Annotated in this window: 11 protein-coding genes; 6 read left to right on the top strand and 5 right to left on the bottom strand. The window is 35.7% G+C overall.

Annotation, left to right across the window (positions count from 1 at the left end):
• Window positions 1–893, bottom strand: an 893-nt coding sequence (locus HOG71_05815) for an MATE family efflux transporter (protein ID MBT5990350.1), incomplete at its 3' end; no start/stop codon positions are given.
• Window positions 894–953: 60 nt separating this feature from the next.
• Here HOG71_05815 and HOG71_05810 point away from each other — a divergent pair.
• From HOG71_05810 to HOG71_05790, 5 genes are all read left to right on the top strand, one after another.
• Complete coding sequence (locus tag HOG71_05810) at window positions 954–1,820, top strand: EamA family transporter (GenBank protein MBT5990349.1); 867 nt, start codon at window positions 954–956, stop codon at window positions 1,818–1,820.
• Window positions 1,821–1,931: 111 nt separating this feature from the next.
• Window positions 1,932–3,062, top strand: coding sequence for an ATP-binding protein (locus HOG71_05805; GenBank protein MBT5990348.1), 1,131 nt, complete (start codon window positions 1,932–1,934; stop codon window positions 3,060–3,062).
• 10 nt (window positions 3,063–3,072) lie between these two features.
• Window positions 3,073–3,453, top strand: a complete 381-nt coding sequence (locus HOG71_05800; GenBank protein MBT5990347.1) for a hypothetical protein — start codon at window positions 3,073–3,075, stop codon at window positions 3,451–3,453.
• 56 nt (window positions 3,454–3,509) lie between these two features.
• Entirely contained in the window at window positions 3,510–4,199 is a 690-nt protein-coding gene (locus HOG71_05795) for a hypothetical protein (GenBank protein MBT5990346.1), read from the top strand.
• 117 nt (window positions 4,200–4,316) lie between these two features.
• Complete coding sequence (locus HOG71_05790) at window positions 4,317–5,741, top strand: hypothetical protein (protein MBT5990345.1); 1,425 nt, start codon at window positions 4,317–4,319, stop codon at window positions 5,739–5,741.
• Here the strand turns inward: HOG71_05790 and qmoC are convergent, their stop codons facing one another.
• The 4 genes from qmoC to HOG71_05770 are packed head-to-tail and all read right to left on the bottom strand — an operon-like array spanning window position 5,742 to window position 10,762.
• A complete protein-coding gene (qmoC, locus tag HOG71_05785) occupies window positions 5,742–6,977 on the bottom strand; it encodes a quinone-interacting membrane-bound oxidoreductase complex subunit QmoC (GenBank protein ID MBT5990344.1) in 1,236 nt (411 codons plus the stop codon).
• Entirely contained in the window at window positions 6,978–7,343 is a 366-nt protein-coding gene (locus tag HOG71_05780; protein ID MBT5990343.1) for a four helix bundle protein, read from the bottom strand.
• A 59-nt stretch (window positions 7,344–7,402) separates the two neighbouring features.
• Window positions 7,403–9,529, bottom strand: coding sequence for an FAD-dependent oxidoreductase (locus tag HOG71_05775; protein ID MBT5990342.1), 2,127 nt, complete (start codon window positions 9,527–9,529; stop codon window positions 7,403–7,405).
• Between the two features lie 9 nt (window positions 9,530–9,538).
• The gene (locus HOG71_05770; GenBank protein MBT5990341.1) at window positions 9,539–10,762 is read right to left on the bottom strand and encodes a CoB--CoM heterodisulfide reductase iron-sulfur subunit A family protein; all 1,224 of its coding nucleotides are present in this window, start codon (window positions 10,760–10,762) and stop codon (window positions 9,539–9,541) included.
• Between the two features lie 285 nt (window positions 10,763–11,047).
• Between HOG71_05770 and lon the strand changes: the two genes are divergently transcribed.
• Window positions 11,048–13,519, top strand: a complete 2,472-nt coding sequence (lon, locus tag HOG71_05765) for an endopeptidase La (GenBank protein ID MBT5990340.1) — start codon at window positions 11,048–11,050, stop codon at window positions 13,517–13,519.
• Window positions 13,520–13,530: the final 11 nt, after the last annotated feature.

Below are 13,530 nucleotides of genomic sequence, written 5' to 3'. Positions count from 1 at the left end.
GAAGCCATTGTATTTGCAGTAGTTGCCAATCCCCAAACCGGGAGCATAAATATCATCAAATTTGATCTCAATACATTCGAAATGGCTAGTTGTCTTTCGCCCGTTTTTTCAATAATCACAAAAAACATAAACCAGGTTCCAATAGAAATCAGGTTTTGAAATACACTGGGATACGAAAGATTTACAATGGAACCAATGATATCTTTGCTGAGTTTCCTAAAACGATACAATGAAAGTGAATTCAGATCAAGCCTGATTTTAGTGAATATGATAAAATAAACCATGGCTGAAACTTCGGCAATAACAGATGCTAATGCAGCTCCCTGAATACCCATATTGGGGAAACCCCAATTCCCAAAAATCAATACATAATCGAGAAAAATATTTACTACTGCCATGAACGCAGTGGAATAGGTTAATACATTGGTTTTTGACAAACCTACATATAACGCCCTATAAGCCATATTCATTCCCACGAAGAAAATTCCAAAGTTTCTAATTCTCAAATAACGAATTACCTCTTCATACACAAGGTCGGAGGTTAATATTTGTTTCATTAATTGAGGCCCTGCAAAATACATCAACAGGAAAAGTAGTATGCTAAACAAACCCATGAGATAAAGTCCTTGATCGAATACTATTCCGACATCCTTCGATTTATTTTCCCCTGTTCTTCGTGCAATAATAATCTGTACTCCTATGGCCATTCCCATGCACAGAAGGGTGAAAATCAAATAAAAAATCCCTCCAATAGCTGCTGCTCCTAAAGTAATTTCATTAAGCCTGCCAAGAAAAGCAGTATCAATTACATTGATTGCTGTTTGAGCCATCCCTCCAATAATAATTGGCAGCGATATTCTGAAAATGCTTTTATATGTTGTGTTGACTTCCATAAAGGTTTGCAAAAATACAATTAAAGATTTTGGCGTAATTTTACTTTTTGAACTTTATACATGAAGCTGTCTTTACTTAAAATACATATTGCTGTATTGCTCTTTGGAGTAGCTGGATTATTTGCGAAATGGCTAACAGTTCATCCCATTATTTTGGTTTTTGGTCGGGTGTTTTTTGCCAGTATTGCCCTGTATTTAATTTTACAAATAACAAAACAAAACCTTTCTCTCAAAAATAAAAGGGATTATTTTTTTCTGGCCATCTTGGGCGGATTATTGGCTTTTCACTGGGTCAGTTTTTTCCATAGTATACAACTATCATCAATAGCCATTGGGTTGCTTACTTATTCCTCTTTCCCCCTTTTTGTAACCATACTTGAGCCCATCCTGTTCAAGGAAAGATTCAAAGCTCGATCAATCCTTTCAGCAATCTTGGCCATTTTAGGAATACTTATTATAGTCCCGGAATTCAGTTTTGACAACACAACATTCAAAGCCATTGTTTGGGGCGTTTTGTCTGCATTTTCATTTGCACTGCTTTCATTGGCCAATCGGTCTTACGTTAAAAAACACACTGCGCTAAAAATAGCTTTTTATGAGGATGCAGCAGCAACAATTTTCCTTCTTCCCTTTCTGTTTTTTCTGACATTTACATTTTCTTTCAAGCTTGTATCCATGCTACTATTATTGGGCGTAGTATTTACTGCTGTATCTCATACACTTTTTATTGACGGTTTAAAGAAGGTAAAAGCACAAACAGCCAGTATTGTTGCAAGCCTTGAACCTGTATATGGAATTGTTCTGGGAATCGTCTTTTTTGTTGAAATACCTGATTTAAGAACAATCATTGGGGGATTTGTTATTATTTCTGCTGTCGTATATAATAGTATTTCAATAAAGAAATCCTCCAATAAAAATACGCTTTAATTTCACGGGTTACCTTCCTGATGACTAAACAATAGCCAAATACAATACCAAACGGTGTTATACCTTTTTGTATTATACCTTTTTGTATTACATTTGTGTAAACATAAAATTATGAACTCACCATTTATATTTGGGAAACTTGCAATTGGTCAAAGTTTCATTAATAGGGAGGAAGAGAAAAAGCGCCTTAAAAACAACATACTTGGCAGCAACAATACGATGTTAATTTCTCCTCGAAGGTGGGGGAAATCGTCATTAGTCAGAATGGTGGCCAAAGAAGTTGAAAAAGAGAGATCGGATGTCCATTTTTGCTTTATTGATATGTTCAATGTGCGAACTGAAGAAGAATTCTTTGAGCTTTTTGCTACTGAGGTCTTAAAAACCACTTCTCACAAATGGGAAGAATGGGCCGAAAACGGAAAGCAATTTATAAGAACCTTATTTCCTCGTTTTAGTTTTGGGATTGATCCTCAAAACGACTTCACAATTTCATTAGACTTCAAGCAATTAAAAAAATCTGCTAATGAAATTTTAAATCTGCCCGAAGAAATAGCAAAAAAGAAAAATATTAAAATAGTTGTTTGTATTGATGAGTTTCAAAACATTTCATTCTTTGACGAACCCCTGGCTCTTCAAAAAAAATTAAGATCAGTCTGGCAAAACCAAAGTGAAACGACTTATTGTCTATATGGAAGCAAGCGGCACATGATGACTGATATCTTTGAAAACAAATCAATGCCATTCTATAAATTTGGAGACACCATCTTTTTAAACAAAATTGATGAAAAATACTGGCTTAAATATATTCCTCTTCAATTTAAAAGAACAGGTAAAAGAATTAACAAAAAACTTGCACAACAAATCGCACAAATTTCTGAAAACCATCCTTATTATGTTCAATTGTTTTCCAATATTGTTTGGCAAAAGACTGATGGAAACTGTACTGATGAAATAGTCGAATTTGCATTAAATGATTTACTTCTTCAAAGCTCGATTCTATTTCAAAGAGAAACCGATAACCTATCAAATACTCAGGTAAACTTCCTCAAAGCACTTGTGGACGGTGTTGAGCAGTTCTCCTCAAAAGAAACCTTATCTACCTACAATCTGGGCTCACAGGGAAATATTAAAAAGATTAAAACTGCCTTAGAATCGAAAGAGGTAATTGACCTTTGGGGTTCAAAAATTGAATTTCTTGATCCAATTTTTAAAACATGGTTTGAAACCACATATATGAAGTAACTTTGTAATTATGATTAACAGAATAGCAAATATTGGGTTGATTTTGATACTGCCCTTGCTTGCTATTTTTATCGGCTTATCCAATTATAACGGAATTGGTAAAAACCAGCAATTACCCAATGTCTTCTCTTCACATATTGTCGTTAATAACAACAATCTACCACAAGAATTTCTTAAATATCGGTTTTTCATAAGCGTATTCATCATACAGCCCCTATTTAATAAGGAAATTCAAATTACTCAAATGCACTATTCAGTTCTAAATTATTCTTCAGGAATTGTACATGCAATTAAATGTCATAAGGAAATCGAATTAGAAAAAGAACCTTTTAGAGATCTTCACAGAATTATACAAGCTGCAGAAAATTCAGAAGACGCAGGCATTATATAATCTGACTAAAAAGCTCTTCTGTCCTAAATTTTAATAATCATTTAAAGAGAATTAATATGAAAACTCTTGAAACAAATATGAGTAATAGTACTCAAAAATTAGGCTATTGGTCAGCAATTGTTATTCTTACAACTTTCATTATCTATATCATTTGCTTTGTCGGAATACTTACTACTTCTCCCTTGTTCATCTGGACAAAAATTGATGATTACATAGCGTACACACAAAACAACAATATGTTTTTTGCCGAACTGGCCAAATTCTTTATGCTACTGATGGGAATAGCATATGTAGTTTTAATTAGCGCTTTTCATGAGTTTGCCGAGAAAGATAAAAAGATATTCTCCCGAATCAGTTTAAGCTTTGGAATTGCTTTTATGATTACAATTTGTATTCATTATTTTGTTCAGATCAGCGCAGTCCGCTTTGCCTTATCAGATGGTAACACAATGGGCTTGGAACACTTCATACAAGCCAATCCACATTCTATCACATCATCCATTAACATGCTTGGCTGGACAGTTTTCTTCGGCCTATCATCATTGTTTTTGGTTCCAATATTTGATAAAAGCAATAAATTGCTAAGAATCTCATTTTTGATGAACGGGATAAATGGATTGTTGGGAGCATTCGCTTTTGTGTTTAATATTATTCCGATCCTAGCGTTTACAGCCTACATTGGATTAGGAGCTTTTGTATTCCTGTTTTCAATAGGTTCAATACGATTTTTCAGGAAGATGAAATAAGAGTAATTGTTCTTGGGGCAATAAAACCGATTGCCCCTTTTGTTTCCTTGTAACATAAATTACTTTAAGTCTATTTTTTACTCAAAAAAGATTAATTATTTTTACAAAAACAAATAAATGCCTCTTCAGAAAGGATTTCTCAAATCGCAGTTTAAAATCAATGATATTCCACGATTACGTTTCTGGGCTGGAATAATTATTGGGCTATTTACGGCCATCGCATTTTATTATTTTGCTATTGGTATTCGAGAATCAATACGCTATTGGGCAATTTTACTTCTTGATTATTTATGGAAGTGGAATTCAGAAGATGTGATGTTTTATAATATTGTGTATGCTCTTTTTGCCGGTATATTTGGCCAAACAGTGTGCCTTGAAATCTGGTTTTCAGGAAATACTAAATCATTTTGGAAAAAAACCCGATTAAGAAGTCACCAGGTTGTAGTAGATCAAAAACTTTTTTCATGGTATTTCATTTGGTTTCTTTTTAAGACTGGTTTTCTTTTTGGATTTTTCTGCTCAGCTTGGGTGCTATTCGTATATATTGATTTGAAAGAATCTTTTGAAAATCTCTTTTGGTTGCTATTGGTTAATTATTTTTTCTTTAGCTGGATGAATATAAGTCGCAGGTTCAAAAATCCCTGGAAATTGATGCTGGCCTTCCTTATTTCAATTTCCATATTATCTGCAGCGTTAATTAATATTAATCTTATTAGTCATACCGAAATTAACAATGCTTATAAGCAGGTAGATGTAAAATCCAATTACCAGATAAACATACCTTATGCTAAAAATTCAAATAGTATTAACTATTATTATTTTAATGAATTTTATTTGTTCGATTATAATAAGGAGATGAAAATGATTGCTGGTGATTCTTTGATAGCTGAATTGGGGATATCAAAGTACTTGCAACAATGCTTAACCAGTTCTTCAACACGACCATGGAGGAATGAGGGCGTAATGCTATCTGTTGATAGTAATACAAGTATGAAACACATATTGCAATTTGAAAATGAACTTAGGTACAATTCCTTTTTTAATATCTACTTTATGGTTCAAAACATCGATTATAAAAATTTATATCCTGGGCATTTTACAAACCTTGGGCTTTATCACAAAATCGATCCATATCTCCCCGATTCGATAAACAATACCCGCCCTATACCTCCGCCTCCCTCCCTTTTTAATCCTTGGTTAGAAGACTATTGTTTTTTCAAAATTGGACTAAACGCTCAAAATAAATTTGTAGTCAATGATTCATTGTATACTTTAGCTCATCTCTCGAATGCGTATTGGGATTTTGTCGTTCAACACGAAAATGATGGCATGTTAGTAATTGACATAGATGATACGGCAATTTATTATCGATACATTCAGTTGCTAGACATGGTTGTTGGAACACATAATAAATTAAGAGAGTTGGTTTCAGAATCAGATTATAGCTATAGATTTCAAAAGCGGATTATACGACAACTTTATTTTGATTATCTCCAATCAGCTCAAAAAGATATTCAGTGGAGTTTTGAGCCAAATGAATAATTATATCCGCCCACTCCTTTTCACAAACATCAAAGCTGCAAATCGATAAATCATATGTCCGAATTTGGTGTATGGTAAATACAGTATTACATACCACATGATGACCAGATGGAAAAAATACCAATAATAGCCCAGGCCAGTGTTTACAAAACGAGCGAATTCGGTCAGGAATCCTGAAATAACAAGAAGCAATACGGAAATTAAAAACGACCAATCAAAGAAACTACTTTTTGATACTGCATCTTTCTTTTTAAGCCGCTCTACAATCATAATCACCAAACCGACAATAATAGATAGTCCGGCCAGATTTCCTGCAATTTTAACCGGATGCCAAAGTGCTAGCGGATAGGCTTCCAAAACCACAGCCAATATCGCGCATATAGTAACTACAATTAATGAAATGAATCCATAAAAAACAAGAGCATGAGCTAGTTGTCTGAACTTATTGGTTTCGCAATCGTTGAACTTTTTATGCGACAGGAGTTCTTTTTTTACTTGCCAGATGGTATGAAAGAGACCGTCATTGCGAGCGGAGCGTGGCAATCCCATTTCTTCTTGAGGATTGCTTCCCTCGAATTCTCGAGGTCGCAATGACGAATTATGTTGATGAGTTTTCATCCCCATCCAAAAAGAACGAACACTAAACACAAGCCCGATTCCAATCAATAGAACAAGGGCGGAAAATGAGGAGTTCAACCATGCATGTGGAAAGAACTCAGAATAATTTACCGGATTAACGGTATTGCTAAAAGTACCTGCGAATTGTATAATTAAATAGATTATTAATGTTGGAATAGCAATCATCACAGGAAGCATCCATGGGTTTTTCAGCCCTTTTGCAAGAAAGCTGGGATTTGCATAATGCTCAATTGTTTGTGAACGTAATGACGCCAATACATCTCCAGGTTTCACTCCTCTTGGGCAATTGGTTGTACAGTCTCCACATTGATGACAAAGCCAAATATCAGGATCCGAAATTAATTGTTCTTTTTGCCCCCATGCAGCCCAAATCATTTCTTTCCTGGGAAAAGGATTTTCTTCTGGTGATAGGTTGCAAACAACTGTACAATTCCCACACTGCATGCAAGTCTTTAGGTCTGAACCGCTTTCTTTTTTAATTCGTCTGATGAAGTTTATGTCTGGATTTATGATTAATCGCTGCTCGTAGCTGGTTGCTTGTGGCTGGTTGCTCCCAGTTGGCTGCTTGTAGCCTGTAGCTGACATTTCGTTGCTCATTTATTTAGCGTTTTCGATTGATTGAATAAACCTATTAAGCATTTTCCCAAGATGATCAATATTGTTCCATATTTCTTTGTATAATGCCTCATCTTTTAAAGATTCTGTTTCAAGAAGAGTCTCCAGATGGTCTATTGTTTCATCGTTTGAAGAAATAGAATAGGTCAAGAATCGCAAATAATCACCTGTATATTTTCTCCTTCCATAACCCTCAACAATTTTTGATCGAACAGATTTAGAAGATCTTCTTATTTGACTTCCTTCCTCAAACATTTCAAACTTGGGAAGCTTTGTCAATGTCATTTTGTGAATGTCAATTACATTTTTTCTTGCAAGTTTCCAGATTTCTAAATTTCTATAACTCATAACTATAACCATTTTACTAATTACTTTTAGCGAGAAAACAAGCTACCAGTTACGAGTAGCTACATATCCTTAAACGGATTCGGTCCAATCAATTCAATTTCCTCCATATAATCATTTATTATTTGAGGGATTTTGTCATACTCGTTAATTTCAAGAAATTCTGTTCTAATGCGTTCCGATTCAAGCATCATTTTCTCCAATACTTCCTGAAAGTTTTCGCCCCGTTTTTCGGTTAATTCACTGCCATGAATAAAATGACATTGGTAATTGTCTCCAGGCTTACAACCTATTTGCAGAATACCATCATATCCTTTTGAAAGGGCATCAGAAATCCATATTTTATTGACAGAACCTAAGCATCGCACAGGAATAATCCGAACATAAGGGCTATACTTCAATCGTTTTTGCCCTGCCATATCAAAAGCCGGATAGGCATCATTTTCACAAACAAAAGCCAGAATTCTTGGTTTTTCTTCAAATTCATCCGGCACCTCTACTGCTTTTATCATTTCCGAAACAGCATTGATATTGAAATCTTCAAATGAAATCACACGCTCAGGACAAGCACCCATACAAATACCACATCTTCGGCAACGTGTAGGATTTGGAATTGGTGTTCCCTTTTCGTTCTCATCATAGCTTCCAAAAGGACATTCTTCCGTACAGCGCTTACAATCTGTACAACGTGAAAAATATATTTCAGGATGTGACTGATCGCCTGACCGAGGATGAACAGCCTCTCCCCGCTTGGTGGCCTCCGCACATTGAATGGCTTTTAACATGGCACCCTGTGCATCATCAATGCTTGAAGCAATATCCATTGGGGATCGTAAAGATCCGGCTGCATATATTCCTGTTCTTCTGCTTTCGTATGGGAAACAAATGAAATGGGAATCTGCAAAATCGTATTTCAATTCCGGCAGGCCTTTCCCCAAACGATATTTCAGATTTAAGTCTTCCGTATTATTTGGCGTCATTCCTACTGCCAACACAACCAAATCAACTTCCAGCTGAATATCATCTCCTAAAAGGGTTTTGTTTACATCAACAATGATTTTATCTTCATCAACAGTAACATTTTCAATTTCACCTTTGGTCAGAAAAATTTGATCATCATTTTGGGCTTTTTTATAGAATTCCTCAAATTTTCCGGGAGTGCGAATATCTTTATAAACGACAAAAACAGAGGTGTCTTTACTATACTCTCGAATATATTGAGCTTGTTTCAATGAAGTTCCACAACAGTAATTTGAACAATAGGATAAGTGTTTTTCGTCTCTTGAGCCAGCACATTGAATGAATAGTATTTGCTTTGGAATTTCACCATCAGATGGTTTCACAATTTTACCAGCCTTAGCCATTTTTTCAAACTCCAGATTGGTGATAATATCTTCCGATTTCCCAAAACCAAGTTCTCCAAGATTATTGGCATCATAAGGCTTCCAACCTGTAGCCATAACAACTGAAGCTACTTTTTTATGAATCTCTTTCCCTTCTTGGTCAATTATTACCTCAAATTCTCCGGGCTGACCCGAGATTTCTTTGATGCAAGAGGAAGTCAGAAAATCAACATTATCTTGTGTTTTTAGATCTTTAATCTTTTGATTAATTACAGGTGCCTCCAAATAATCAAATGGTGAGTGCAATGGTAGTTGTTTGTGCAAATGATTTGACCAGCCACCAAGCTCGGCTTCTTTCTCAACCAATGTAATTTTATAACCTGCTTTTGCCCCTTCAATGGCAGCTGTGATTCCTGAAATACCACCGCCAATAACCAAAATATCTGAACTTAAGTTTTCAGGAATAAAGGGTGTGGGACTTAGTATTGCTTTAATTTTAGCAAAACTCATTCGCAGTGCATCTTCAGCAAGCATGCTGGTATCTTCATCATTAGCCTCATGACTCCAAACCACTAACTCTCTAATATTAACACGCTCAGTCAATATTTCGAACGCAAACTCTTTCGTAAAAACACGGGGAGAACAGGCTGCCACAACAAGTCCATCCAATTTCTCTGCATCTATGTTTTGTGAAATCATTTGCCCTGCTTCCTTCTGACAAAGTTTGGGATGACTTTTACAAAGATGAACCTTGTATTCCAAGCCAACTTTTTCCAGAAGCGATATGTCAATACTATTACCTATTTCGCATCCGCTACAGATATATAGTCCTATTTTTTTTTCCATATTCCCCTCCTAGTTTTGAATTGCTTTAAGTGAAACACCTGTTGCATCTTTTAATGAGGATGAAACATCTTGTGGTTTTTTTGCGCATGCTGTCACATAAATTCCATCCGTTAATTTATCCGGCATTAAAAAACCATATTCATCTCTAAACTGTTTTGACAAATTTCCTTTTGATTGAATTCCACTTGCCAACACAATAAGATCTGCTTGGGTTTTTGTTTTTAGCCCTGACAAAATATCTTCGGCTTCAATACTCAGTCCGTCATTCTCAATATTAATTCTACCTGCCTTTCCTTTGATCAGTTCAATATTCTTATCTGCCTTAACCTGATTAAGGAAATCTTCGTTTCGTCCGCTTACCCGCATATCAATAAAAAATATTTTTATACGCACATCCTTGAGTTGTTCACTGGCAATAAGCGCATGTTTTAACGATGCTGAACAACACACTGCAGAACAATAGGGTAAATGATTTTCATCACGTGAACCTGCACACTGAACAAATGCGATTGTTTTAGGGGCTTCCTGATTAGAGGGCTTCACGATTTTGCCCTTACTTGGTCCGTTGGGAGCAGCATATCGCTCGAATACGACATTTGTAATAATATCCGGATGTTTGCCAAATTGCATCGAATCAAGTTTTGACACATCATATGGTTCCCAGCCTGTTGCATAAACAACTGAATGAAATGTCTCTTCAATTATTTCAGATTCTGCGTTCAAATTAATAGCATCATAGTCACATACTTCAAGGCACTTTTTGCAATCATTTTTCTGACAAACGCTCTCGTCAATGGTATATTTAAATGGAAATGCCATTTCGTGAGGAAGATATGCCGCTTTGGTCTTGTCTAAATTATAGTTGAATTCATTTTCTCTTTCAATCGGACATACATCAGCACATTTGCCACAAGCTGTGCAATTTGAACTTATTAGTTCTGCTTGTTTTTTTATTCTGACGGAAAAGTTTCCCTTAGAACCATCAATTTTTTCAACTACCGAGGAGCTTAAAATACGTAGTCTGGGATTTTTGCGAATGCGATTAAAATTGATTTCCAAACCACATTGTGGTGGACAAAGTTTTGGGAAATATTGGCTAAATTGAACAACTTTTCCTCCCAAATATGGCTTTTGCTCGACCAGAGTAACCATATGACCAACTTCTGCCATTTCAATAGTCGATGTTATTCCACTTATTCCCCCGCCAATTACAAGTAACTGCTTTTGTTGCATATAATAAATATTTAGCAAACTTTTTGTCCCCATACTTATCAAACACTATTTTATGAGATACAGAAAGCCTGATCGATCTTTGATGTTTCAAAAATACTTTCTTTGCTTAATTCTATGAAAATAAAGTGATAACAAGAATTGGGATAAATACAGTTTTGATACGACCGCATTAATGTATTAATACACAACACCTTCTGCCTTTTTGACTGATTTGTGTTTTGGGCATACTATTTTCTAATACTTCTCCCGTAACAAATTAGATTAGACGCTTAATTAATTCCATATATGGGTTCCAAAAAAGAATATCAAGACTCAATTGCTTTCATCAGTTCAGATGATCCAGAGGATATGAATGAATTTATATCGATTCTTCCTAATGAAGAAGAAGACATTAGCAGTAAAAACATTCCAGATACACTTCCAATTCTTTCACTTCGCAATACTGTTTTGTTTCCAAACACGGTTATTCCAATTACGGTTAGCCGCGAAATGTCGGTTGAGCTAATCAATGATGCCTATAAAGGAGATCGTAAAATTGGTGTAGTTGCTCAGCTTTCGGAGGACATGGAAAATCCCGGAGAAGAAGATATTTATAAAACGGGAACTGTAGCGCATATCATCAAAAAAATTAAGCTGCCTGATGAAAACACCATGGTTATTATTCAGGGTGTTCAAAAATTTGAAATACAGAAAATGGTTCAAACTGAACCATATATGAAAGCCGAAATTAGTATAATTGAAGCGGATAAACCAAGCATCGACAAAAAGTTCAAGGGAATGATTGATGCCATGAAAGAAATTTCTGCGCAAATAATTGATCTTTCGCCCAATATTCCCAAAGAGGCAAACATCGCCCTCAAGAACTTGAATGCACCTGCCTATCTCATGAATTTCATTGCCTCTAATATGAATGTAGAGGTAAAAGACAAACAGAAGATTCTTGAGTTACACAATGCCAAGAAAAAGGCTATGCTTATTCTTGATTATTTAAGCAAAGAAATTGAAATGCTTAAAATTAAGAATGAGATTCAGGACAAGGTGAAGACTGATATCGACAAACAACAACGGGATTTTTATCTGCATCAGCAGCTTAAAACAATTCATGAAGAACTTGGCCTGAACACACCTGAGCAAGAACTTGAAGATTTTATCAAGCGTGCCGAGAAAAAGAAATGGTCGAAGGAAGCAAAGGAAGTTTTCGATAAAGAAATTCAAAAACTAAACCGCATGAATCCGGCAGCTGCAGAATATTCTGTAATTGCCAATTACATAGAGTTGCTTCTTGACCTGCCGTGGCAAGAGTACACCAAAGACAACAAAGATCTTAATAAAGCCCAAGACATCCTTGATCAGGATCATTACGGACTGGAAAAAGTAAAAGAGCGCATCCTTGAATATCTTTCTGTTATCAGTTTGAAAGGAGATATGAAAAGTCCGATTTTGTGTTTATACGGACCTCCGGGAGTTGGTAAAACATCACTTGGTAAATCGATAGCTCGATCAATGGGACGTAAATATATTCGCATGTCGCTTGGCGGATTGCATGATGAAGCAGAAATCAGGGGGCATCGCAAAACCTATATTGGTGCTATGCCTGGCCGAATCATTCAGTCAATAAAAAAAGCAAAAACATCTAATCCTGTTATTGTTTTGGATGAAATTGATAAAGTTGGTAATGATTTCAAAGGAGATCCTGCATCAGCTTTGCTGGAAGTACTTGATCCAGAGCAAAACTCCAATTTCTACGACAATTACCTGGAAATGGAATATGATTTATCGCATGTGATGTTTGTGGCCACAGCTAATAATCTGGATACAATCCATCCTGCCCTGAGAGATCGTCTTGAAATTATAGAATTGAATGGTTATTTAATGGATGAGAAAACGCATATTGCCAAAGATTATCTCATTCCCAAGCAGCGCGAAATGCATGGATTAAAAACCAAGAATTTTAAACTTCCAGAAAATAGTTTACAAACAATAATTGATCATTATACACGTGAGTCTGGCGTTCGTGGTCTGGAAAAGAAAATAGCTAAACTATGCCGTTATCAGACAAAATCACTTTTAACACAAAAAGATTTTAAACCAACTCTAGGAGTTGCTAAAGTGCAAAATATTTTAGGACCCAAAATATTTGATACCGACACTTATGTGGGCGATAATTTGCCAGGTGTTGTAACTGGTTTAGCATGGACACCATCAGGAGGAGATGTTTTGTATATAGAAACCAGTTTATGCCCCGGAAAAGGAAACATTATACTTACCGGAAAGCTGGGTGATGTTATGAAAGAATCTGCCCAACTTGCATTTACTTTCCTGAAGTCGAATTATAAAACATATGGAATTGATATTAAAGCCTTAGCACATTGGGATGTTCATATTCATGTGCCAGAAGGTGCCGTACCAAAAGAAGGGCCTTCTGCAGGTATTACCTTGCTAACATCACTGGTATCTTTGTTCACACAGCGAAATACTAAAAAGAATATTGCCATGACTGGTGAATTAACGCTCAGAGGTGTTGTTTTGCCAGTGGGAGGTGTAAAAGAGAAAATTCTTGCAGCCAAGCGTAGAGGTATTAACAGCATTATTCTTTGTGAAAACAACCGTAAAGATGTGGAAGATATCAATGAAAAATATGTTGCGGGATTGAGTTTCCACTATGTGAAGCGTGCTGAGCAGGTAATTGATTTTGCTTTGGAGGATAAACAAATTAAGAATCCATTGCAAATAAATTCTCCAGAATTATTACCCTAATATTTATTGTT

It is taken from the genome of Bacteroidota bacterium, assembly GCA_018698135.1.
Taxonomy (GTDB): domain Bacteria; phylum Bacteroidota; class Bacteroidia; order CAILMK01; family JAAYUY01; genus JABINZ01.
This window is presented reverse-complemented; position numbering and strand designations above follow the sequence as displayed.

What these genes read in the sequence shown, in the direction of transcription:
- lon (MBT5990340.1), top strand. Translation starts at nt 11,048, where the DNA reads ATGGGTTCCAAAAAAGAATATCAAGACTCAATTGCTTTCATCAGTTCA.
- qmoC (MBT5990344.1), bottom strand. Translation starts at nt 6,977, where the DNA reads ATGAGCAACGAAATGTCAGCTACAGGCTACAAGCAGCCAACTGGGAGC.
- HOG71_05800 (MBT5990347.1), top strand. Translation starts at nt 3,073, where the DNA reads ATGATTAACAGAATAGCAAATATTGGGTTGATTTTGATACTGCCCTTG.
- HOG71_05795 (MBT5990346.1), top strand. Translation starts at nt 3,510, where the DNA reads ATGAAAACTCTTGAAACAAATATGAGTAATAGTACTCAAAAATTAGGC.
- HOG71_05790 (MBT5990345.1), top strand. Translation starts at nt 4,317, where the DNA reads ATGCCTCTTCAGAAAGGATTTCTCAAATCGCAGTTTAAAATCAATGAT.
- HOG71_05775 (MBT5990342.1), bottom strand. Translation starts at nt 9,529, where the DNA reads ATGGAAAAAAAAATAGGACTATATATCTGTAGCGGATGCGAAATAGGT.
- HOG71_05810 (MBT5990349.1), top strand. Translation starts at nt 954, where the DNA reads ATGAAGCTGTCTTTACTTAAAATACATATTGCTGTATTGCTCTTTGGA.
- HOG71_05780 (MBT5990343.1), bottom strand. Translation starts at nt 7,343, where the DNA reads ATGAGTTATAGAAATTTAGAAATCTGGAAACTTGCAAGAAAAAATGTA.
- HOG71_05770 (MBT5990341.1), bottom strand. Translation starts at nt 10,762, where the DNA reads ATGCAACAAAAGCAGTTACTTGTAATTGGCGGGGGAATAAGTGGAATA.
- HOG71_05805 (MBT5990348.1), top strand. Translation starts at nt 1,932, where the DNA reads ATGAACTCACCATTTATATTTGGGAAACTTGCAATTGGTCAAAGTTTC.